This window comes from Rhizobium sp. 10N427 (assembly GCF_056394605.1).
Genome location: NZ_JBFTID010000005.1, coordinates 94,718 through 116,752 on the forward strand (window position 1 = coordinate 94,718; position 22,035 = coordinate 116,752).

General features: G+C 61.3%; 17 protein-coding genes. 9 read left to right on the plus strand and 8 right to left on the minus strand.

Annotated features, from left to right (window positions below):
* Positions 1-176: 176 nt before the first annotated feature.
* On the plus strand, positions 177-2,000 hold the full coding sequence (locus AC1DIJ_RS12545) for a methyl-accepting chemotaxis protein (protein ID WP_112386503.1): 1,824 nt from the start codon (positions 177-179) through the stop codon (positions 1,998-2,000).
* Between the two features lie 101 nt (positions 2,001-2,101).
* Here AC1DIJ_RS12545 and AC1DIJ_RS12550 read toward each other — a convergent pair whose 3' ends face one another.
* A complete protein-coding gene (locus AC1DIJ_RS12550) occupies positions 2,102-3,016 on the minus strand; it encodes a LysR family transcriptional regulator (RefSeq protein ID WP_112386502.1) in 915 nt (304 codons plus the stop codon).
* A gap of 96 nt (positions 3,017-3,112) precedes the next feature.
* Here AC1DIJ_RS12550 and AC1DIJ_RS12555 point away from each other — a divergent pair, with 96 nt between their 5' ends.
* Entirely contained in the window at positions 3,113-3,325 is a 213-nt protein-coding gene (locus tag AC1DIJ_RS12555; protein ID WP_112386501.1) for a tautomerase family protein, read from the plus strand.
* A gap of 37 nt (positions 3,326-3,362) precedes the next feature.
* Here the strand turns inward: AC1DIJ_RS12555 and AC1DIJ_RS12560 are convergent, their stop codons facing one another.
* The 3 genes from AC1DIJ_RS12560 to glyS form a co-directional block, all read right to left on the minus strand.
* Positions 3,363-3,749, minus strand: coding sequence for a cupin domain-containing protein (locus AC1DIJ_RS12560; RefSeq protein WP_477831412.1), 387 nt, complete (start codon positions 3,747-3,749; stop codon positions 3,363-3,365).
* Between the two features lie 65 nt (positions 3,750-3,814).
* Positions 3,815-4,720: a hypothetical protein gene (locus AC1DIJ_RS12565; protein WP_112386499.1), complete on the minus strand. Its 906-nt coding sequence runs from the start codon at positions 4,718-4,720 to the stop codon at positions 3,815-3,817.
* Between the two features lie 111 nt (positions 4,721-4,831).
* Positions 4,832-7,027 carry a glycine--tRNA ligase subunit beta gene (gene glyS / locus AC1DIJ_RS12570; protein WP_112386498.1) on the minus strand — a complete coding sequence of 732 codons (2,196 nt, stop codon included), beginning with the start codon at positions 7,025-7,027 and terminating at the stop codon, positions 4,832-4,834.
* A 372-nt stretch (positions 7,028-7,399) separates the two neighbouring features.
* Between glyS and AC1DIJ_RS12575 the strand changes: the two genes are divergently transcribed.
* The 5 genes from AC1DIJ_RS12575 to ubiA all read left to right on the plus strand — a co-directional run bounded on the left by AC1DIJ_RS12575 (position 7,400) and on the right by ubiA (position 13,526).
* Complete coding sequence (locus AC1DIJ_RS12575; RefSeq protein WP_112386497.1) at positions 7,400-9,706, plus strand: Tex family protein; 2,307 nt, start codon at positions 7,400-7,402, stop codon at positions 9,704-9,706.
* 134 nt (positions 9,707-9,840) lie between these two features.
* Positions 9,841-11,100 (plus strand): SAM-dependent methyltransferase, encoded by a 1,260-nt coding sequence (locus AC1DIJ_RS12580; protein ID WP_112386496.1) that lies wholly within the window; start codon positions 9,841-9,843, stop codon positions 11,098-11,100.
* Between the two features lie 53 nt (positions 11,101-11,153).
* Complete coding sequence (locus tag AC1DIJ_RS12585; RefSeq protein ID WP_112386495.1) at positions 11,154-11,735, plus strand: histidine phosphatase family protein; 582 nt, start codon at positions 11,154-11,156, stop codon at positions 11,733-11,735.
* A gap of 71 nt (positions 11,736-11,806) precedes the next feature.
* Positions 11,807-12,535, plus strand: a complete 729-nt coding sequence (locus AC1DIJ_RS12590) for a hypothetical protein (protein ID WP_112386494.1) — start codon at positions 11,807-11,809, stop codon at positions 12,533-12,535.
* A gap of 31 nt (positions 12,536-12,566) precedes the next feature.
* A complete protein-coding gene (gene ubiA, locus AC1DIJ_RS12595; protein WP_112386493.1) occupies positions 12,567-13,526 on the plus strand; it encodes a 4-hydroxybenzoate octaprenyltransferase in 960 nt (319 codons plus the stop codon).
* A gap of 57 nt (positions 13,527-13,583) precedes the next feature.
* On the opposite strand, the gene AC1DIJ_RS12600 is transcribed toward ubiA, so the two are convergent.
* The gene (locus AC1DIJ_RS12600; protein ID WP_112386520.1) at positions 13,584-14,150 is read right to left on the minus strand and encodes a DUF6101 family protein; all 567 of its coding nucleotides are present in this window, start codon (positions 14,148-14,150) and stop codon (positions 13,584-13,586) included.
* A gap of 313 nt (positions 14,151-14,463) precedes the next feature.
* On the opposite strand from AC1DIJ_RS12600, the gene AC1DIJ_RS12605 reads away from it, so the two are divergent.
* Positions 14,464-17,292 (plus strand): DUF1217 domain-containing protein, encoded by a 2,829-nt coding sequence (locus AC1DIJ_RS12605; RefSeq protein WP_112386492.1) that lies wholly within the window; start codon positions 14,464-14,466, stop codon positions 17,290-17,292.
* On the opposite strand, the gene AC1DIJ_RS12610 is transcribed toward AC1DIJ_RS12605, so the two are convergent.
* Genes AC1DIJ_RS12610 through AC1DIJ_RS12620 form a run of 3 tightly spaced genes read right to left on the minus strand, consistent with a single transcriptional unit; the run spans position 17,289 to position 20,365 of the window.
* Positions 17,289-18,713, minus strand: a complete 1,425-nt coding sequence (locus AC1DIJ_RS12610) for an FAD-binding oxidoreductase (protein ID WP_112386491.1) — start codon at positions 18,711-18,713, stop codon at positions 17,289-17,291. The genes AC1DIJ_RS12605 and AC1DIJ_RS12610 overlap by 4 nt on opposite strands.
* Before the next feature lie 16 nt (positions 18,714-18,729).
* Positions 18,730-19,704, minus strand: coding sequence for an L-threonylcarbamoyladenylate synthase (locus AC1DIJ_RS12615; RefSeq protein ID WP_112386490.1), 975 nt, complete (start codon positions 19,702-19,704; stop codon positions 18,730-18,732).
* A 55-nt stretch (positions 19,705-19,759) separates the two neighbouring features.
* A complete protein-coding gene (locus tag AC1DIJ_RS12620; RefSeq protein WP_112386519.1) occupies positions 19,760-20,365 on the minus strand; it encodes a DUF6656 family protein in 606 nt (201 codons plus the stop codon).
* Between the two features lie 396 nt (positions 20,366-20,761).
* Here AC1DIJ_RS12620 and AC1DIJ_RS12625 point away from each other — a divergent pair, with 396 nt between their 5' ends.
* Positions 20,762-22,006, plus strand: a complete 1,245-nt coding sequence (locus AC1DIJ_RS12625) for an aromatic ring-hydroxylating oxygenase subunit alpha (RefSeq protein WP_112386489.1) — start codon at positions 20,762-20,764, stop codon at positions 22,004-22,006.
* Positions 22,007-22,035: the final 29 nt, after the last annotated feature.

Sequence of the window (22,035 nt, forward strand, 5' to 3'; positions counted from 1 at the left end):
TTTTATTGTTCGGGAGGCTTACTTTTTAAGGCTTTTTTAGTCGTTTTTATGCCATTGTCCTCTTGCCGGCCGCAGCATGTTCTTAAGCAGCGGTATAAGCGGTCTTCACGGACTCGCTCGCACAAGCGGTATCAGACCGCGCCGGAACCCTTTCGTCCTTTCCGCTGTGGGGCACCATGAAAAAGCTGAAGATTTCAAAACAACTGATTTTGCTGGTTACCGGATTGATGATCGCCTTTGCGATCGCAACCACTCTGCAGGTCCGGTCCTCGGTCAATGCGATTTACAAGGAGCGTTATGACATGCTCCGGTCGGAGGTCCAGTCGGGCGTTTCCGTCCTCAAACAATACCAGGCGAAGGTCGATGCCGGCGAGATGAAGCTGGAAGACGCCCAGAAGCAGGCTTACGCTACGCTCAACGCCATGAAATACGATCCGGATGGCTATTTCTTCGGCTATAGCTACGACATCCAGATGATGTTCCACTACGACGCCTCGAAGGTCGGGCAGATCAACAAGGGTCAGCCGGACAGCAAGGGCAAGCTCTATCGCGAAGAGCTGGTCAAGCTCGGCCAGCAGGGCGGCGGCCTTGTCGAATACTATTCGACCGCCAAGCCCGGTCAGCCGGCAGGCGATTTCCGCAAGACGGCCTATGCGCTGGCTTTCGATCCCTGGAAGGTCGTGGTCGTCACCGGCGTCTATATGGATGACCTCGACGCCCAGGTGAATGACAAGATCCTCAGCGCTCTCTCCGGCAGCCTGATCCTTTCGCTTCTCGCCATCGTTGCGGCCTATCTGGTCATCCGCGGCATTTCGCTGCCGCTGAAGGATGTCCATCAGGCTCTTGAGGCCGTTGCCAACGAGAATGTGTCGATTGCCATTCCGCATACCGGCATGAATAACGAGATCGGCATGATGGCCAAGGCGACGCAGTCGCTGCAGGAAAAGGTGCGCGAACGCCATGCCATGGCCGAACGCGAAGCGGTTCAGGCACTGGCGCTCGAAACGGAGCGCGAGACCAACCTGCGCGGTCAGCAGGACGAAGCGTCGGTTCAGGCCCGCGTCGTCACCACCATTGGCCAGGCACTGGAGCAGATCGCCCGTGGCGACCTGACCGTCCGTTGCGCCGATATCGGCCAGAAATACGCAGCCCTGCGCGACAATTTCAACGACGCCCTGTCACACCTCGAAGCCGCCATGGCCAAGGTCAGCACCAAGGGCAGCGACATCGGTGTCAGCAAGGAAGAAATCCGCCGCGCATCGAACGAGCTGTCGCAGCGCACCGAGCGTCAGGCAGCCAGCCTGGAAGAGACCTCGGCTGCTCTCGACGAGCTCACGGTCGCTGTCCGCCAGACGGCGGAGGGCGCCCACGAAGCCAGCCAGCGCGTCCGTGAAGTCAGCACCGAAGCCTCGCGCAGCGATGCCGTGGTCACCGAAGCGATCACTGCGATGAGCGGGATCGAGAAGTCCTCGGACGAGATCGGCAAGATCATCGGCGTCATCGACGAGATCGCCTTCCAGACCAACCTGCTGGCTCTGAACGCCGGCGTCGAAGCGGCACGCGCCGGGGAATCCGGCAAGGGCTTTGCGGTCGTCGCTCAGGAAGTCCGCGAACTGGCCCAGCGTTCCGCCGCTGCCGCCAAGGAGATCAAGGATCAGATCGCCCGCTCCTCCAGCCAGGTCGACCAGGGTGTCCGCCTCGTCGGCGAAGCAGGCGAAGCCCTGAAGCGCATCTCCGATCAGATCAAGGCCGCAAACGAAATCGTCGCCAAGATCGCCCACAGCGCCTCCGAACAGGATACCACGCTGCGCTCGATCTCGTCCTCGATGAACCAGCTGGATGCGGCAACGCAGCAGAACGCAGCGATGGCCGAAGAGACCACCGCTTCGGCTGAAACGCTGGCCGCCGACACGGACGAGTTGCTCGACCTGATCCGGGGCTTCCGCGTCGGCAATGTCGCGCACGCAGCACCAGCGGTTCACCACCGCCGCGCAGCCTGAGTTTTTATTACAGACCTTTTCATCAAGACCAGCATTAGCGGCCGCCGGAGCAATCCGGCGGCCGTGCTCGTTCTGGCTCTTCCCTCAAGCCCTCACGGCGATCAGGTGCCTTCAGCAACGGGCAGGGCGGCAATGACCGCGCGAAACCAGCGCTGCGCCGGATGCGCGTCATTCCGCCGGTGCCAAGACATGACGAAGGGCACGGGCGCCAGATCGATAGGCGGCGCCCAGGCGATCAGATTATCCGCCTGGCCGGAGGCATGGACGACACCTTCCATCAATGTCGCGATCATGTCCGACCGGGCGACCAGCAGCGGCGCCGCATACATATGCGGCAGGGTCAGCGCCAGGCGCCGCTTCAGACCCTGCTTGGCGAGAGCCATATCGACATGACCGAAACGGTCGTTCTCAGGCGACACCAGCAGGTGCCCTAGGCTCAGGAAGGTCTCGAGATCGAGCGGCGCCTTCGCCAGCGGATGATCCTTGCGCAATATGCAGACGAACCGCTCTTCGAAAAGCGGCTGCGTCAGGATCCGCCCTGCCGATGCCGAGGGAACGCCGATCGTCACATCCGCTTCGCCGGAATCCAGCATGTCCACTGCATCATCGCGGGCGCTGAAATTCCTGACCTGCAGCGTGATGCTGGGCGCGCGTGCCGCAAGCTGCTGTATCAACTGCGGCAGTAGGACGAAGGCCGGATGATCGGAAAGCCCAAGCGTGAAGGTGAGGGTGGAGGCCTGCGGCTCGAAGCGCTGCGTAAACGCCAGCGTCTTCTGGATTTCCGCCAGCGCCTGCTGCAGTGGCCCCGCCAGATCGGCCGCCCGCGGGGTCGGCTGCAGCCCGTCCGGCCCGCGCACGAACAGCTCATCCTGAAACAGTGCTCTCAGACGCGAGAGCGCCGCGCTCATCGCCGGCTGCGTCCGCCCGATGCGGATGCCCGCCCTGGTGACGCTGCGCTCCTGCATCAGTGCGTCGAAGGCGACAAGGAGATTGAGATCGATGCCGTGTAAATCCATCGTATGGATGAATGCATATATCGACTATCGATTTCAAGTATGACGGCACCCGGCATAGCTTCTGGTCATTCCAACCATCCAACCAGGGAGACGACCATGCCATTCGCCAATTTCAAGGTCCCGCAGGGCACCATGAGCGCCGAACAGAAGGAAGACCTCATCCACAAGACCACAGCCATCTTCGTCGGCTATTTCGGCGAAGGCGTGCGGCCCTACACGATGGTTCTCGTCGATGAAGTGGTCGATGGCGGCTATGGCCGCGCCGACGAAACCTTCACCATCGCCAAGATGCAGAAGGAGCGGCAGTAGCGCAGCGAGGCTGGCGGGTTTTCCGCCAGCGACCTTCTCAAATCCAGAGGTCGCTCTTCGCCGTCCGCTCGCCGCCTTCCTCGCCGGTGTTCAGCGTGCCGCGCGGCTCGATCAGCAGCATCTTCACCTCTGAGGCCGCATAGGGCTTATGCTTGATACCCTTCGGCACGACATACATCTCGCCGGGGCCGATCGACACGGCACCATCGGGAAGATCGATCCGCAGCATGCCCTCGAGCACGATGAATGCCTCATCGGTCGCCGGATGGTCGTGCCAGATGAAATCGCCTTCGATGCGGACGATCTTGAACTGGTAGTCGTTAAGTTCCGCAATCACCCGCGGCTGCCACTGGTCGCTGAATTTCGTGAGCTTCTCTGCGAAATTGATAGCGCTATATGTCTTGGTCGGCTGGTCCATGCTCATCTCCATCTTGCCGGGGCAAGTGTAGATCAGGGCTCACAGACCGTCTTGTACATTTGTGCCGGCGTTTACTGCGCCCAGTCGAACGTCAGCGTCTGCAGGTCGAGCCAGGCATTGCCGCCGCCGAAGTTGAATCCCCCCAGATATTCCTCGAACTCGATGTAGTAAGGGCTGATATCGGGGATGTTCTGCGCCGGGCGCATCGAGCCGCCGATATGATCGGGCAGGTGATCCGCCGCCCAGGCATGCTCGCGGTAATTCTCTTCCTCGACCTCGTCGCCTTCCCAGTAATAGAAGGCTTGGTATCCCGTTTCGGCCGCCGCCCACTCGTCGCGCGGCGCGATACCGGCATTCGGGTCTTCGCCACGCGGCGTGATGTCGAGGGCACGATTATAGGCGAGGTCGGCATGATCGGTGTCGCCGAGCATCTGCAGCAGCCCGTAATTCTCCGTCTGATCGTCGAGATAGACGGCAGCCGCACCGCGCGTGAGCCATTCGGGGCGCCGGATGCGGTCACGATATGCGTTGGGCCGGAGACGCGGCGGCTGGCAGAACGGCGCGTTGAATTCCGCTTCGGTCAGCAGGATCACCGCATGCGAGCGCCCGAGGAAATCCGCCATCCGGTGAAGGCGGGGATGGCGAAGCCGCTCGCTCATCCAGAAGGGATAGAGATCGCCATCACTAGGCTCGCTGGCGTCAGGATCGGCAATCAGCGCCGCGATCTCGGCGATACGCCCCTCGTCTTCGTCATGGGCGCTGCCGAAGAAGGAGAGGGCAACGATATCGGCCCCGAAGCCGCGATATTCAGGCGGCAGCAGCAGCGTGAAGCCATGCTGCAGCGGATAGCCGGTATTGGCATCCAGCGGCCACTGTTCCTCGACGATTCCAGGCGGCAGGCCGAAACACCAGCCACCGCCGCGCGGCCCTTCCTCCGAAACCGATTGCGGGAGGACTTCGATATTGTAGGCCTTCACCCGTCTCTCCCAACGTCATCCTCGGGCTTGTCCCGAGGATCTGCAGTTTCACGATCCGGTTCGCTCGGTAGATCATCGGGACAGGCCCGAGGATGACGGCTCGATACCTGGCTATCCGGCAATCTTCGAGAAATCGGCCACGGTGCCGGTCGCCTCGCGGATCAGGCGCAGCAGCGCCAGACGGTTGGCGCGGACCGCCGCGTCCTCGTCGTTGACCAGCACGTCCTCGAAGAACCGGTCGACAGGGGCGCGCAGCTTCGACAGCGCGGCCATCGCCGAGCGGAAGTCCTCGTTGACGATCGCAGCCGAAGCCTCGGCGGAGGCATGGGCGACGGCCGCATGGAGTTCCTTCTCGGCATCGAGCTTCAAGAGCGCTTCCGAGACACCGTCGGCAACGACGGTGCCCTTCTTCTCTTCGGCGGCGAGCAGCTGGGTAGCGCGTTTGGTGCCGGCCAAGAGGTTCTTGCCGTCCTCGGAGGTGATGAAGGCGGTCAGCGCCTCGACGCGGCGGGCAACCATCAACATGTCGTCCGTCTCCGGCGTCAGCACGGCATCGATCAGGTCATAACGCGCGCCCTGATCGCGCAGATAGACCTTGAGGCGATCGTGGAAGAACGACAGCAGGTCGAGCTGACGCGACAGGTCCACGCCTTGCTCAGCCCTCGGTACGCCGGCCTTGTCGGCGATGTCGTCATCGATCCGGCCCATATGGCTGACGATGCGCGGCAGCAGCGTCAGGCGGACGTTCCGCTCCAGAATGATGCGGATGACGCCGAGTGCGGCGCGGCGCAGCGCGAACGGGTCCTTGGAGCCGGTCGGCTTCTCATCGACCGCCCAGAAGCCGATCAGCGTGTCGAGCTTGTCGGCCAGCGCCACGCTGATGGCGATCTTGTCTTCAGGCACACGGTCGGACGGGCCCTGCGGCTTGTAGTGGTCCTCGATAGCGGTCGAAACAGCGCTGTCTTCGCCCTGCAGCACCGCATATTTGCGGCCCATGACGCCCTGCAGTTCCGGGAACTCGCCGACGGCTTCGGTGCGCAGATCCGCCTTGGCGAGCACGACTGCCCGGTCGACGAGCTTGTGGTCGGCGCTGAGCGGAAAGGCGATCTTCGCAGCCATCGCCCGCATGCGCTGCACCCGCTCGCCCTGCGTCCCAAGCTTTGCCTGGAAGGTGACGTTGAGTGCATCGAGCTTCGCCATGCGCTGGTCGAGCGGCTTCTTCAGGTCGAGGCCAAACGCCTTGGCCGATGCTTCCAGCGTTTCTAGATCGGGCAGGTTGCCCTGGTCGCGCTTCCAGAAATGCAGCGCGTCGGAGAGGCGGGCGCGCACGACCTTGCCGTTGCCGTGGATAATCTCCTTGCCGCCGTCGGTCGCCTGGATGTTGGAAATCAGGATGAACTTGTTCGAAAGCGTCTGCTCACCCTGTTTGCGGGTGACGAAGCACTTTTGGTTGGTCTTGATCGTCAGGCGGATGATCTCGGAGGGGATCGACAGATAGTCTTCCTCGAAGGCGCCCATCAGCACCTGCGGCCATTCGACGAGGCCGGAAACCTCTTCCAGCAGGCTTTCGTCCTCGACCAGCTCAAGACCGCTGGCAAAGGCCAGATTGGCGGCGTCGGAGGCGATGATCTCCTTGCGGCGCTCGGCATCGAGAATGACCTTGGCCTTCTCCAGATTGGCGACGTAATCGTCGAAGCGCCGTACGGTGATCGCGGCAGGCGCATGGAAGCGGTGGCCGTAGGTGACGTTGGAAGCGACGATGCCTTCGATCTCGAACGGAATGACCGTGGTTTCTTCGTGCTCGGTGCCGAAGGTGCAGACGATCGACTGCAGCGGGCGCACCCAGCGCAGCGAGCCGGGCTTGGCCGACGCCTTGCCCCAGCGCATCGGCTTCGGCCATGGGAAGTCGCGGATGATGCCGGGCATCACGCCAGCGATGATCTCTTCAGCGTCACGGCCCGGGCGCGAAATGACGGCAACATAGAAATCGCCCTTCTTCGGGTCGCTCTGCACCTGTGCCTCGGAAATCGAAGCTAGCCCGGCGCTGCGCAAAAAACCTTCGATCGCCTTTTCGTTGGCGTCGGTGCGCGGGCCCTTCTTCTCCTCGCGCACATCGGCGGAGCGCGCCGTCAGGCCGCGGATATCGAGCGTCAGGCGGCGCGGCGTCCAGTATTCGCGCGCACCCTCATAGGAAAGACCGGCTTCGACAAGCGCATCGGTAACGAGATTCTTCAGGTCGCCGGCAGCCTTGCGCTGCAGACGGGCCGGAATTTCCTCGGAGCGGAGTTCTAGAAGCAGATCAGGCATGTCACTTTTCCTTGCGTCACCGGGTCCGGGACGGTCCAAAACGGTCGCCTCTGCTACCAAAGAATGCCGCATCTGCACAACCGCAAAAACGCCGCGTGGTGGGGAGGGTGGGGCATTTCGTTTCCGTAGAGTGCTTGGCCCCCTCATCCGGCTGCCGCCACCTTCTCCCCGCTGGGGAGAAGGGATATGCCGCACCACCTCTTCCCCTTCTCCCCAGCGGGGAGAAGGTGGCCCGAAGGGTCGGATGAGGGGGCTCCGGACGATAGCGTTTGCGAATTGACAAGACTCCGCTGTGGAAACCGCCCTCGGGCATTGCCTTGCCGTTTTTCGCCGCTATGGTCCGCCAACTTTTGTCAACGATCAGGGAATCCCATGGCCGCAGACCTTCGCTCGCTCTCCGCCGTCATCGCCTCGGAAATCAACGCCCGGCCGGATCAGGCCAAGGCGGCGATCGAGTTGCTGGACGAGGGCGCGACGGTTCCCTTCATCGCCCGCTACCGCAAAGAAGTGACCGGCGGCCTCGACGATACGCAGCTCAGAAACCTCGCCGAGCGGCTGGTTTACCTGCGCGAACTCGAGGCGCGGCGCGACACCATCGTCGAGTCGATCAATTCTCAGGGCAAGATGACCGACGAGCTGATGGGCAAGCTTTCCGGTGCCGCCACCAAGGCCGAGCTTGAAGACCTCTATCTTCCCTACAAGCCGAAGCGCCGCACCCGCGCCGAGATCGCCCGCGAACGCGGCCTCGGGCCGCTGGCTGAAGCTATCCTCGCCGATCGGAACAAAGAACCGGCAACGCTGGCCGAAGGTTACATCACCGCCGATGTCCCCGATGTGAAGACGGCGCTCGAAGGCGCCCGCGACATCGTCGCCGAAGGCATTGCCGAAAATGCCGATCTGCTCGGCAAGCTGCGTGCCCATATGCGTAGCGCAGCCCTGCTGAAGGCCAAGGTCGTCGATGGCAAGCAGGCCGCCGGCGAGAAATTCTCCGACTATTTCGACCATTCCGAACGCTGGGCGACCGCCCCCGGCCACCGCGCGCTCGCCATGCTGCGCGGCTGGAACGAGGAAGTTCTCACGCTGACGATCGAGGCCGATGCCGAGACGGCATCGCCGAACAAGCCGGTCGAGCGAATGATCGCCGCCGCCTACGAGATCGGCAACTCCCGCCCCGGCGATCGCTGGCTGCTCGATGTCGCCACCTGGACCTGGCGCGTCAAACTCTCCATGTCGCTGTCGCTCGACCTGATGCGTGAGCTGCGCGAGCGTGCCGAGGAAGAGGCGATCCATGTCTTCGCCCGCAATCTGAAGGACCTGCTGCTCGCAGCCCCCGCCGGATCCCGCGCCACGATGGGCCTCGACCCGGGCATCCGCACCGGCGTCAAGGTCGCCGTCGTCGATGGCACCGGCAAGGTGGTCGCCACCTCCACCGTCTATCCGTTCCAGCCGAGAAACGATGTGCGCGGTGCCCAGGTTGAGCTTGCCTCGCTGATCCGCAAGCACAATGTCGAGCTGATCTCGATCGGTAACGGCACCGGCAGCCGCGAGACCGAAAAGCTGGTGGCCGACATGCTGGCCGAGCTTCCGGGCACGAAGCCCACCAAGGTCATCGTCTCCGAAGCCGGCGCCTCGGTCTATTCGGCCTCGGCGACCGCCGCCGCCGAATTTCCGGATCTCGACGTCTCCTTGCGTGGCGCCGTCTCCATCGCCCGCCGCCTGCAAGATCCGCTTGCCGAACTCGTCAAGATCGAGCCGAAGTCGATCGGCGTCGGCCAATACCAGCACGATGTCGACCAGGGCAAACTGTCCCGCTCGCTCGATGCCGTCGTCGAAGATGCCGTCAATGCCGTCGGCGTCGATCTGAACACCGCGTCTGCGCCGCTGCTGTCGCGCGTCTCCGGTCTCAGCCGCTCGATCGCCGATTCCATCGTCGTCCACCGCGATCAGAACGGCCCCTTCGAAAGCCGCAAAGACCTGCTGAAGGTCGCCCGTCTCGGCAACCGCACCTTCGAACAGGCTGCCGGCTTCCTGCGCATTCCTGACGGAAAGGAGCCGCTGGATGCCTCGTCGGTGCACCCGGAAGCCTATGGCGTCGCCAAGAAGATCGTCGCCGCCTGCGGCCGCGACCTGCGCTCGCTGATGGGCGACAGCGTCATGTTGAAGGGGCTCGATCCGCGCAAGTTTATCGACGAACAGTTCGGCCTGCCGACCGTCAAGGACATCATCTCGGAGCTGGAAAAGCCCGGCCGCGACCCGCGCCCGAGCTTCAAGACCGCGACCTTCGCCGAAGGCGTCAACGAGATCTCCGACCTGAAGCCCGGCATGGTTCTCGAGGGCACGGTCACCAATGTCGCTGCCTTCGGCGCCTTCGTCGATATCGGCGTGCATCAGGATGGCCTTGTCCACGTTTCGCAGCTCGCCGACCGCTTCGTGAAGGATCCGCACGAGGTCGTCAAAGCCGGCGATGTCGTGAAGGTCCGCGTCGTTGAGGTCGATGCCAAGCGCAAACGCATCGCTCTTTCGATGCGCAAGGACGATGGCACAGCACCCCCGCCGCGAGGCGAGCAGCGCACGAACAACGCGCCCCGGTCGCAGAATTCTTCGCGCTCCACGCCGCCAAAACAGGAAAGCCAGGGCGCTTTTGGCGCCGCGCTGGCCGAAGCAATGAAGCGAAAATAAGCACTTAGGGCTGATAATTGCAAAAATGTCACAGTTTGGCAGCGTTGTTGCCAAACTGCTAAACTGTGCGCTTGTCAGACGAAAGAGAGGCATTAAGTTGATGTGACCGTCCTGTCACATTGCGAGGCCTCATCATGGCGTCGGGATTCCTGTCGATTGTCCAGAAAATCATCCGCAAGGGTAACTTGAAGCTTACACTCGCCAACGGCGAGACACATACGGTCGGTGATGGCAGCGGCGATCTGGTCGCCGTTCGCATCGCCGATGAAGAGGCGGAAAAGCTGATCCGCCGCGACCCCACTCTCAAGCTTGGCGAAATGTATATGGATGGCCGGTTCATTCTTGAACACGGCAACATCTACGACTTCCTAGCGATGGTGAAGCAGAACACCACCAACGAGATCTTCGATATCCCGATGGCGGCGCTCCTCATCGGCCGCATTGCGCTGCAGCAGTTGAAGAGCCGCCTGCCGGTCAATCACAACAAGCGCAACGTCGCCCATCATTACGATCTCTCTGAGCGGCTGTTCGAGCTGTTCCTCGATGAGGACTGGCAATATTCCTGCGCCTATTTCGATCCGCCGGGCATCAGCCTGGAGGAAGCGCAGGTCGCCAAGAAGCGCCATATCGCCGCCAAGATGCTGCTGCAGCCGAACCAGCGCGTGCTGGAAATCGGCTCCGGCTGGGGCGGGATGGGGCTCTATATCGCCGAGGCGACGCCGGGTCTCGATCATACCGGCATCACGCTTAGCGAAGAGCAGCTGAAGATCTCGCGCGACCGCGCCGAAAAGCGCGGCCTTGCCGATCGCGTCCGCTTCGAGTTGCAGGACTACCGGACGATGCGGGCGCAACCCTTCGACCGCATCGTCTCCGTCGGCATGTTCGAGCATGTCGGCATCGGCAATTTCGCCAATTATTTCCGTAAAGTGCACGAACTTCTGGCCGATGACGGCGTCATGGTCCTACATTCGATCGCCAGGCCGAAGCCGAGTTTCGCCACCAACGCCTTCATCGAGAAATATATCTTCCCGCAGGGCTATATTCCCTCGATCGGCGAGACCATTCCGGCGATCGAGAAGGCCGGGCTGCTGGTCCGCGACGTCGAGGTCCTGCCGCTGCATTACGCCTATACGCTGCGCCACTGGCGCGACCGCTTCGTTGCCCGCAAGGCGGAGGCGGTGGCGCTCTATGACGAACGCTTCTTCCGCATGTGGGAGTTCTATCTCGCCGGTTCCGAGATCGGCTTCCGCTGGGACGAGCTGTTCATCATGCAGATCCAGATCACCAAGAACCAGTATTCGACGCCCGATAACCGCAATTACATTCCGGCGGCGGAAACCAAGCTGAAGGAATTCGAGGCGGTGCGTCCGCCTTTGGAAAAGATTAGCTTCTGACAATCGAGCGCGGCCATCGAGCCGCGCTTTTCGCTTCAAGGATCATTGTTGTCATGGCCAGCGCCCATCCCGAAATCACCCTCGTCCGTCACGGCGAAACCGAATGGAGCCTGTCCGGCCAGCATACCGGCCGCAGCGACATACCGTTGACCGCAAAGGGAGAGGAGGCCGCCTGCGGCCTCGCCGCCCGTCTCCAGGGCGTTCAGGCATCCGCCGTCTGGACAAGCCCGTCGCAACGCGCCCGCAACACCTGCAGCCTCGCAGGCTTCGGCGCCAACGCCGTCGTCAAGGACGACCTCGCCGAATGGGACTACGGCGCCTATGAAGGCATCACCACCAAGGAAATCCTGAAAACCCGCCCAGGCTGGCAGCTCTTCCGCGACGGCTGCCCTGACGGCGAAACCGCCGCCGATACCGGCGCCCGCGCCGACCGCATCATCGCCGGACTGCGCGCGCTGAACGCCCCCGTCCTGATCTTCTCCAGCTCCCATTTCCTCCGCGTGCTGGCCGCCCGCTGGCTCGACCTGCCGCCGGAAGACGGATCGAAATTCGTGCTGGATACGGCGAGCATCAGCGTGCTGGGTTATGAGCACGACCTGACCGAGCCGGTGATCCGGCGGTGGAATGGGCGGTAGGCCTGGCCTCTTTTTTGACTGATCTCCACGACTCAGTTTGATTGGTTGTATTGGCTGCAGGGGAGGGCAGAATGCTGAGCGAGACTTTTAGTGTTATCCGCAAGAACTGGACGATGTATGCGGTTGTGGTGGGTTGTCTTGTCGGACTTGGCGTATTGGACGACTTCTCCGGAAGGCGAAGCTCGGGCGGCGCGACTTTCTTTGTCTGGTCGTATGTCGCTATGTGCGTTCAGGGCGCGATCATTTATTCAACTACGTTCAATGACGTCGGAAAACGCATGGGTTTTGGAAAGACGTTGCCGTATTTCCTGAAGACCATCGCGCTGATTTTGAGTGCGGTCATCGTCTGCCTGCCCGTCTTTGTGCTATTCCCCTTAACTCCGGGCGATGATCTGCTTCCCATCAGTCTGCTCGCCTTTATGTGCATCGTTTTCGTTGCGTATGCTTTGCTTATGGCGCTCTTGGGCACATGGCCTGCGTCCGGCATCGCCGGTATTGGAACCTCGCTTGCCAGCGCCTTTCGCCGGGGCGTGTCGCAATTTCTTCCAACATTCGGCCGATTGATCGCGGCAATCTTCCTGCCGCTTCTTCTCACTCTCCTTCTTGTCATTGGTGCTTCAGAGCTTGAAAAGTCACCGTCGCTGATCTCTGGCAATAGCGCCTATGCGCTAACGCTTCTGGTGTCCGCTGTTGCCGCCTTCGCTCAGGCGGTAAGCGTGAGTTATTCTGCCATTGTTCTCGCGCACGTCTATCTTGCTGGCCAGCCGAACGCGGGACGGTCTGCCACCATGCCCGCTTGACCCACCGCTCCGACCGTCGCTAGATGCCCCCATGCAAAAGATCGACGGACTGAACGGGCGAGTCGCCGACGCGCCTTCGGACAATTGGGTTTACCGGATACTGCCACCCTGGCTGTGGCCCTATGCGCAGCTGGCGCGCTGGGACCGGCCGATCGGCTGGCAGTTGCTGATGTGGCCGTGCTTCTGGTCGGTGGCGCTTGCCGCCAATGCAGCCGCTGCCGCCGGCAGTTTTTCCGGCGGGCGCACGGTCTATCATCTGATCCTCTATTTCATCGGGGCCGTCGCCATGCGCGGCGCGGGCTGCGCTTACAATGATCTCGTCGACCACAAGATCGACATGGAGGTGGCCCGCACGCGCTCGCGTCCGCTGCCATCGGGCCGCGTCACCCGCACACAGACGAAAATCTTCATCGTTCTTCAGGCGCTTGTTGGCCTGCTGGTGCTGCTGCAATTCAACTGGTTTGCCGTCATCCTCGGCATCCTGTCGCTTGCCATCGTGGCGCTCTACCCCTTCGCCAAACGCTTCACCGACTGGCCGCAATTCTTCCTCGGCCTGGCATTCTCCTGGGGCGCACTGATGGGCTGGGCCGGAACTTTCGGCACGCTGTCGCTTGCCGCCGTCTCGCTCTATATCGCCTCCGTCGTCTGGACGATCGGTTACGACACGATCTATGCGCATCAGGACAAGGAAGACGACGAGCTGATCGGCGTCCGCTCCACCGCGCGTCTCTTTGGCGACCGCACCCGCCAGTGGCTGATCGGCCTTTACGGGGCGACGCTGGCGCTGATGCTGCTTGCCTTCTGGCTGGCAGGCGTCGGGCCTGTTGCCTATCTTGGCCTCGCGATCGCTGCGGGCATGTTTGCCTGGCAGATCGTCAAGCTCGATATCAACGATGGCGACCAGTGCCTCTATCTCTTCAAGTCGAACAACCGGGTCGGCGTGATCATCTTTGCCGGTCTATTTGTCTCGTTGCTTCTGACGCTGCCCTGATCAAAACAGAAAACCCGGCGCAAGGCCGGGTTTTCTGTTGGAGCTTTCTCGCCGTGATCAGTTGCGGGCGATGATTTCCTTGCCTTCGATCTTCATCGAAACGCCAAGCTTGCCGGTGGTGCGGCGCACCAGGAAGCGGGGGCGGCGGTTGGCGAAATAGGAGTGGCGGCGGCGCGGCTTCATGTGGCTGGTGCGCAGATCGCCGAGATGTTCTTCCAGCGGGCGGGCAACGCCATCGGCCTCGACCATCAGCATCGGAATGCGGAAGGCTTCCGACCAGCCGCGCCAGTCGGCGGCGATGTCGCCGAGGTCATGGGCGACCAGCAGGGGAACACAGAGATCGGGATCTTCGTGGTGGAGTTCCAGGGTCACGGTCACTTCGCCGTCACCATGGTCGATCGCCCGGGCTGCAACACCCTTGAAGGCGCGCTTCGGCAGGGCGATAGAGAGCGGCAGGCCGCTGGAGGGGAGAACCTTGCGCAGGATCGCGCCACGTTCGTCGATCGTTATGTTGACGTCACCGGAGGCGTCATGGATGGCATAGCTGACCTGCTGGGGAAAGCGCGACGGATCGAGGCGCAGTGTCGTACCGGCCCATGCGGGCTTCATAACGGTGTTGTTCATGTTCATTTCTACCCTTGTCTTACCTGAGAGCCGGTTTCCGGTCTTCTCCTCGGGGCTTTTTCGCCCTCTATGGCTCGACAATAGGCGCGGCCTCTTCCGGACCGCTTAAAATTTGCGGTTAAGAAAACGCTGCCTTTCCTGATGGTTATCAAAATCGAATGTGGCAGGGTTTCTGGAATGTGAACGTTGTCTCATAAGAGCATGTGCCATAACCGCACCCGCGCCGGTAAGCCTCAAGTAAGCTTTAAGTGGCAAAATCGAGACAGGATATCCCGTTATTCTTTTAGGTATTTTCCCGAAAAGGGCGCTCTCGATGATTTCATCTTCCGTTGCTTACGCGATATTGTCGAAAGATATGAAGACGAGCCTCGATCGCGTCGCATCCCAGTCGACCGTCAAGAGCAATGCCGATTACTATGCGGCGAACATCAACAAGGTCAAAGACGTAGACGATTTTCTCGGCAACTATAAGCTCTATAGCTATGCCATGGACGCCTACGGTCTCAGCGACATGACCTATGCCAAGGCCTTCATGAAGAAGGTTTTGGAGAGCGATCTGACCGACGCCAACAGCTTCGCCAACAAGCTGGCTGATTCCCGTTACAAGACATTCGCCGCCGCCTTTAATTTTCACACGGCAGCGCCACAGGCCCAGACCTCCTCTCAGGAGGACGATATGATCGGCCTCTACACGCAGTCGTATCAGGATAGCGGCAAGGACGCTGCGACCGAGTCTGCGTATTTCAAATCGGCGATGCGCGATGTGACGAGTGTCGATGATCTGGTCGGCGATCCGCGTCTCAAGGACTTCGTGTTCAAGACCTTCGGCATCGACGGTACCTATGTGTCGAACAGCTTCCTGAAGAATGTTCTGACGAGCGACGTCAGCGATCCGAACAGCTTCGTCAATACGCAGGCCAACGCCAAGTATCAGGATATGGCCAGCTATTTCAATTTCGCGGCCGACGGCACGACCGGTGCGACGCCGCAGCCGCCGCAGACTGCCACGCAGCAGACCGATCTGGTCAGCCGCGCCAATGCCAACGGCAAGGATTATTTCCAGTCGGCGATCGGCAGCATTGCCAATGTCGATCAGTTGCTGTCGGACCAGAAGCTCAACAATTTCGTCCGCGCGGTCTACAATGTCGGCAGCACCGTTTCGGATGCCGACCTGAAGACTTATCTGACCGATCCGACGGAAGCCGCGGCCAAGGGCTACACGACCCTCAACTCGGCCTTCAGCTTCAATGCCGATGGCAGTGTCAACGGCAGCGCGCAGACCGCTGCGCAGACGGTGACCGCCGCTACCCGCTTCGATCAGTCGACGGCTTACTACAAGCGGATCATGGAAACCGTGACCGGTGCCGACGATATCGTCGCCGATCCCGGCTTGTCCTCCTATGTCAAGGTCGCCTTCGGCGTGCCGATGTCGATGACCGACGAGAATGTCACGAAGCTGCTGACCGACCCTGCTTACGCGGCCTCGGTCGGCGCGCCCGATGCGCCCTCGGCTTTCAATTTCAATGCCGATGGTTCGACGGTCGGCGCAGCGCAGACGACCGATCAGAAGAACGGCATCCTCGAGAAGTACACACTGAACTCTCTGCAGAAGGTCGTGGACTACGACGACGCACCAGGCGAACCTGACGACGTCTATTACGTCACGCCAGCGGCGGCGGCCTTCAACAAGTCCTACTTCGAAAAGACGATCAAGACGATCACCAACGTCGATCAGTTGATGGCCGACGACCGCATGACGTCTTACATCAAGGCCGCCTACAGCCTTGGCAGGCATGGCTATGGTAGCGGTCTTGTCGACGGGCTTGATAATACCGGCCTGCGCCAGGTGTTGGTCAATTCGGGCCTCGCCGGCCAGCTTGGCCTCACAGAGCTTCACGACGCCTTTAACTTCAATACGGATGGGACGGTCACGTCGCCCGATGGTGCCCAGAGCGCTGCAGCTACCACGCAGACCTCGACGCAGTACATGAAGCGCTACGACGATGAAGCCAACGACTTCATGGATGACATCACCACAAACTACAAGAACCTCATCACCTCGAGCGTCGGCACAGGAACGTTCTCGGACGTCAAGAATATCAACGACTTCCTGCGCGACAACAAGCAGATCGACTTCAGCAAGAGAAACGACGACCTTCCCGACATGTATCATGTCGCGCTGCAGGCCTTTGGCTTGACGGAAGCGGACCTCCCGAAGTCGATGGCCCGCAAGGTGCTGACGAGCGATGCCTACGATCCGAAGGGCTATGTCGCTTCCTTGAAGGATGAGCGCATCACCAATTTCGCCCGCGCCTTCAACTTCGGCAGCGATGGCAAAATCGGTCAGCATCTGGCGCCGCTCTCCGACGCGTCGATGGCGAAATACGCTACCAATTACAAGTCGCACCTGCTGATGTTCATGGCTGACGGCCCGGCCAAGGACAAGGCATCGAAGGATGCGGCAAAGGACGTCGATGCGTTCGCCAAGGGCATGGACGATGTGAAGTCGCTGGACGACTTGCTGGGCAACAGCAAGCTCACCGACTTCATCCTCAAGTCCGTCGGTCTCGACCCGAAGGACTACAAGAAGGATACGCTGAAGAAGATCTTCACCTCTGATCCCGCCGATCCGAAGAGCTATCTGAACACCAAGGCCGATACCAAGTTCAAGGACATCGTCGCCGACTTCAACTTCGACAAGGACGGCAATCTGACGCGCTCCAAGCTCGGCGCGGTCCAGGACCAGGGTGCGCTCGACCGTACGCAGCAGGGCTATCTGGCGCAGACGCTGGAAACGCAGCAGGGGCAGAACAACGACGGCACCCGTCTTGCGCTCTACTTCACCCGCCAGGCGCCGAACATTACGTCGCTCTACACGATCCTTGGCGACAAGGCGCTGTTCCAGGTCGTCCAGACGGCCTTCAACCTGCCGAGCCAGGTTTCCAGCATGGATGTCGACAAGCAGGTGGCGATGCTGCAGAAGTTCATGGATCTGAAGGATCTCGGCGATCCCAAGAAGGTCGACAAGCTGGTGAAGCGCTTCACGGCGATGTACGATATCCAGAACAGCACGACCCAGGCGCCCGCCCTGCAGATCCTGACGAATGGCGGAACGACCAAGGCGGCCGGCGTACTCGGCTAATCGAGGTTGACGACCTTGCCGGGGTTCATGATGCCGGCGGGGTCGAAGGCGCGCTTGATGCGGCGCATCAGATCCATCTCGATCTCGGAGCGGATCGCGGCCAACTCGTCGCGCTTCAGCTGACCGATACCATGCTCGGCCGAGATCGAGCCGCCATGGGCGCGCACGATGCCATGCACGATCACGTTCATTTCATGCCATCGGGCGATGAAGGCGTTCTTGTCGGCGCCGATGGGCTGCGAGATGTTGTAGTGGATGTTGCCGTCGCCCATGTGGCCGAAGGCGCAGATGCGCGCGCCGGGCATCGCCGCCATCACGGCCTCGGCCGCTTCCGCCATGAAATGCGGGATCCGCGAAACCGGCACCGAGACATCGTGCTTGATCGAACCGCCCTCGGGCTTCTGCGCCTCCGACATGCTTTCGCGCATGTGCCAAAGCGCCTGCTGCTGAGCAACCGATGAGGCGATCGCCGCATCCTGTACCAGGCCTTCCTCAAAACCTTTTTCCAGAAGCGCGTTCATCATCCGCTCGGCGGTTTCTGCCGAATCCGAGGTCGAGATGTCGATCAGCACATACCAGGGGTGCGGGCTTTCCAACGGATCGCGCACGCCGTCGATATGCTTGCTGGTGATCTCGACACCGAAGCGCGGCATCAGCTCGAAACCGGTCAGCGAGGTGCCGCAAAGGCTGCCTGCGAGATTGAAGAGCGCCAGCGCGTCCTCGACGCTGCCGATCCCGGCAAAGGCCACCTGCTTGCCGAGCGGCTGCGGGAAGAGCTTCAGCACTGCGCCGGTAATGATCCCGAGGGTTCCTTCGGCGCCGATGAAGAGGTCGCGCAGGTCGTATCCGGTATTGTCCTTCTTCAGCCGCCGCAGTCCGTCCCAGATTTCACCGGTCGGCAGCACCACCTCGAGGCCGAGGCAGAGCTGGCGCATATTGCCATAGGCCAGCACCGCCGTGCCGCCGGCATTGGTCGACAGGTTGCCGCCGATACGGCAGGAGCCCTCGGAGCCGAGCGACAGCGGAAACAGCCGTCCATGCGCCTCGGCCGCCTTCTGCACTTCGGCCAGAATGGCGCCGCCGTCAGCAACCAAAACGTTGGCGACCGAATCCACATCGCGAATCTTGTTCATGCGCTCCAGCGAGATGATGATGTCCGACTTGCCTTCGCGTGGCGTCTGCCCGCCGACCAGCCCGGTATTGCCTGTCTGCGGCACGACTGCGGTGCCGGTCTCGGTGGCAAGCTTCAGGATCGCTGAGACTTCACCGGCATTGGCAGGCTTCAGGAGGAGAGGGGAGGAGCCGTGATAGAGGCCGCGGTTCTCGACCAGGTGCGGTGCAAGTTCGGCCTCGCTGCGCAGTGCGTATTTTTCGCCGACGATGGCGGTGAAGCGGTCGAGAAGTTCCGGGGATACGCTCATCGGGGCTCGGTCCTTTTTATTCGCGCGGTGCGGCAGCGCGCCTCAAGCGGTCGTTGATCGCCTCGCCAAGTCCCTCATCGGGGATTGGTGAAAACGCGATCGTCGCCGCGCCGCTGGCATCGGCTTTCTTCATGTAGTCAAACAGGTTGGTGGCTGCCTCGGCAAGGTCGCCTGCCGGGCTGAGGTTCAGCTGGATCGCGGCATCTGCAATGCCGCGGATTTCAGCTCGCCCGAACAGGATTACTGCCTCGCCAGGCAGGACGGTATCGGCATCGAGCCGCACGGCGGCACCCGGCGCATAATGCGAGGCAAGCATGCCCGGCGCTTCGATGGCTGCCGAGGCCTTCTTCCTGCGGCGCAGGCGCTTGCCCGCAACGCGCTCGATGTCCGCGGCTGCCAGCCCGCCGGGCCTCAGGAGTGTTATCTCGCCGTTCTCGACCTTGACGATCGTCGACTCGACGCCGACGTCACTTGATCCCGCGTCGAGGATCAAACGGATCTTGCCGCCGAGATCATCGGCAACGTGGTCTGCGCTGGTGGCGCTGATCTTGCCGGATGTATTGGCGCTGGGGGCGGCAAGCGGCCTTCCGAAGGTGCGGATCAGCTCGCCGGCAAAACCCTTCGGAATCCGGATCCCGACGGTGTCGAGCCCGGCGGTTGCCAGGGCATGAATGCCGCTCTGCTCTTTCAGCGGCAGCACCAGGGACAGCGGCCCGGGCCAGAAGGCCTCCGCCAGAAGCCGCGAGAGCGGATCGAACACCGCATATTCCTCCGCCATCGCAAGGTCGGCCATATGGCAGATCAGCGGATTGAACTGCGGGCGGCCCTTGGTCTCATAGATCCGGGCAATGGCGGCGGGGTTGGTGGCATCGGCCGCAAGCCCGTAAACGGTCTCGGTCGGGATCGCCACCGGATAGCCTTCGCCAAGCACGGCAGAGGCTGCGCTGAGCGCTTCTTCGCGGCTTGCGGTAATGTCGATGATACGTGCCATGAACTGCCTATAATCTCAGGCAGTCCCTTATGCTCTTGAGCGCCTGCGATCAATATCAGAGCTGGCGAATGATTTCCCGGAGCTGTTCGTTGCGCGCGCCTAGCAGCAGCACGTTGCGGATCGCCGCCTGCGGATCGTCGGTGCGGAAGAGCACGCCGTTGCCGCGCACCGACCGGTCGATCGTCATCTTCTCGGCCGTATGCTCGCCGGGCTTGATCGCCACGGCGAAATACATGCGCGAATACTGCATGTTGATCTTGTGGAAGAAGTTGTCGTTGTCGCCGATATCGGCATAGAAATTGGCGATATAGAAAGCCCAGCTGACTTCCTCGTAGCGCGCAAACTTGGTGCGCGAGGCCGTCACATGACAGTAGCCGAGATGCGGGCTGTCGCTGAGCGTCCGGTGAAATACCATCTTGGGGAACTGGATAGCCCGATGAAAGCCGTTGATCTGCTGATGTGCCTGGTTTCCGGCCGATTGCAGCTTGCGGCCTGTCTTCTCGGCAACTTCGTCATGCGTCAGGTAGCGGCGCTCTTCCGCCAGCCAGTGAGCGCGGTCACGGGTGATCTTTCCCGTCCGCAGAAACTCGGAATGGGGCGCCGCAGGGGCCTCCTCCGGTCTGGTTTCGTCCTTGGCGTCGAAATAGCGAAGTTTCGCCATGATCCGCATTCCCGCGTTTGTCTCTGCCGCAAGAATAGGAGTTCATGCTTAATGCGCCCTTAAGGCCGCCAATGGCATCGACCCCCGAAAACTTGCAGTGCCATCGTGTCGTATCTGGGATAATATTGCCTTTGGGAAAGCGGAAAGCGGGCGGCGGCAGTTCTTCTTGTGATGTCGCAATCGAATGAAAAGAGTGGAAAATCCATCGGGGCTCCGATTTTCGCAGCCGCTCGTCATCCTGTCGTCAATTTCGAAGCCGATGTCGCTTTACAACCAAGAACCGGGGATGCCCGGTGCTTAAATGCCCCCATGACCAATGCTCCCGGAAGGGAGGGAAGCGATCGCTTCCAAAAGCCATGCCTTTGATGGCTGAGCCGATTGCACGAGGATATGCAAATGGACATTCGAAGCAACGTTTTGCGGCAGCTCAAAAACCGGCGCGAAGGCTTCAGCCTTGAGCAGCCTTTCTATATCGACGAGGATTATTTCAAGCTCGATATGGAAATGATCTATTACCGCGACTGGCTCTTCATGGGCCATGATTGCGAGCTGCCGAAGCCCGGCGCCTATTTCACGGTGCAGATCGGCCAGTATCCCGTCGTCATCGTCCGCGGCCGCGACAATGTCATCCGCGCCTTCCACAATTCCTGCCGCCACCGCGGCTCGCGCGTCTGCACCAAGGAGCATGGCTCGTCGGTCCGCCTCGTCTGTCCCTATCACCAGTGGGCCTACGATCTCGATGGCAAGCTCGCCTTCGCCCGCCACATGGGCGACGATTTCGACAAGAGCGGTTTCAGCCTGAAACCGATCCATTGCGAAAGCTTCGGCGGCTATATCTTCATCTGCCTCGCCGACAAGGCGCCGGACTTCCAGCCAGTTCGCGACATGGTGACGCCTTACATGCTGCCGCATCGTTTGGCCGAAGGTAAGATCGCCTTCCAGAGCACCATCATCGAGAAGGGCAACTGGAAGCTCGTCTGGGAAAACAATCGCGAGTGCTATCACTGCGCCGCAAACCACCCGGAACTCTGCCGCACCTATCCGGAAGCGCCGAGCGTCACCGGTACCGATGGCGGCGCCGATGATCCTGAGATCGCCGGCCACTGGGCTCGCTGCGAGGCCGCCGGCCTGCCGAGCAAGTTCCAGATCTCGCCTGACGGCCAGTTCCGTACCGCGCGCATGCCACTGATCGAGGACGCCGAAAGCTACACCATGTCGGGCCGCCCGGCGGTCAAGCGCAAGCTGTCCGAGGACGTCACCATCGACCGTATCGGCACGATGCTGCTTTTCCATTATCCGACGACCTGGAACCACCTGCTCGGCGACCACGCGATCTCCTTCCGCGTGATCCCGCTCAGCGCCAACGAGACAGCGGTTACGACCAAGTGGATCGTTCACAAGGATGCCGTCGAAGGCGTCGATTACGATCTCGAAGAACTGACGCATGTCTGGACCGAGACCAACGACCAGGACCGCCGCATCGTCGAAGAAAACGCTTTCGGCATTCACTCGCCGGCCTATGAGCCCGGTCCCTATTCGATGCTGCACGAGGGCGGCGTCATGCAGTTCCTCGAATGGTACTCGAACTTCATGGTCAATCGCCTGCAGGGCGATCAGGCGAAGCTCTCAGTCGTCGCCTGACATTTGCGTGATCTTGCCAGCGCCGATGA

Coding starts and splice junctions, on each gene's coding strand:
- AC1DIJ_RS12545 (WP_112386503.1), top strand. CDS start 177: ATGAAAAAGCTGAAGATTTCAAAACAACTGATTTTGCTGGTTACCGGA.
- AC1DIJ_RS12550 (WP_112386502.1), bottom strand. CDS start 3,016: ATGGATTTACACGGCATCGATCTCAATCTCCTTGTCGCCTTCGACGCA.
- AC1DIJ_RS12555 (WP_112386501.1), top strand. CDS start 3,113: ATGCCATTCGCCAATTTCAAGGTCCCGCAGGGCACCATGAGCGCCGAA.
- AC1DIJ_RS12560 (WP_477831412.1), bottom strand. CDS start 3,749: ATGAGCATGGACCAGCCGACCAAGACATATAGCGCTATCAATTTCGCA.
- glyS (WP_112386498.1), bottom strand. CDS start 7,027: ATGCCTGATCTGCTTCTAGAACTCCGCTCCGAGGAAATTCCGGCCCGT.
- AC1DIJ_RS12575 (WP_112386497.1), top strand. CDS start 7,400: ATGGCCGCAGACCTTCGCTCGCTCTCCGCCGTCATCGCCTCGGAAATC.
- AC1DIJ_RS12580 (WP_112386496.1), top strand. CDS start 9,841: ATGGCGTCGGGATTCCTGTCGATTGTCCAGAAAATCATCCGCAAGGGT.
- AC1DIJ_RS12585 (WP_112386495.1), top strand. CDS start 11,154: ATGGCCAGCGCCCATCCCGAAATCACCCTCGTCCGTCACGGCGAAACC.
- AC1DIJ_RS12590 (WP_112386494.1), top strand. CDS start 11,807: ATGCTGAGCGAGACTTTTAGTGTTATCCGCAAGAACTGGACGATGTAT.
- ubiA (WP_112386493.1), top strand. CDS start 12,567: ATGCAAAAGATCGACGGACTGAACGGGCGAGTCGCCGACGCGCCTTCG.
- AC1DIJ_RS12600 (WP_112386520.1), bottom strand. CDS start 14,150: ATGAACAACACCGTTATGAAGCCCGCATGGGCCGGTACGACACTGCGC.
- AC1DIJ_RS12605 (WP_112386492.1), top strand. CDS start 14,464: ATGATTTCATCTTCCGTTGCTTACGCGATATTGTCGAAAGATATGAAG.
- AC1DIJ_RS12610 (WP_112386491.1), bottom strand. CDS start 18,713: ATGAGCGTATCCCCGGAACTTCTCGACCGCTTCACCGCCATCGTCGGC.
- AC1DIJ_RS12615 (WP_112386490.1), bottom strand. CDS start 19,704: ATGGCACGTATCATCGACATTACCGCAAGCCGCGAAGAAGCGCTCAGC.
- AC1DIJ_RS12620 (WP_112386519.1), bottom strand. CDS start 20,365: ATGGCGAAACTTCGCTATTTCGACGCCAAGGACGAAACCAGACCGGAG.
- AC1DIJ_RS12625 (WP_112386489.1), top strand. CDS start 20,762: ATGGACATTCGAAGCAACGTTTTGCGGCAGCTCAAAAACCGGCGCGAA.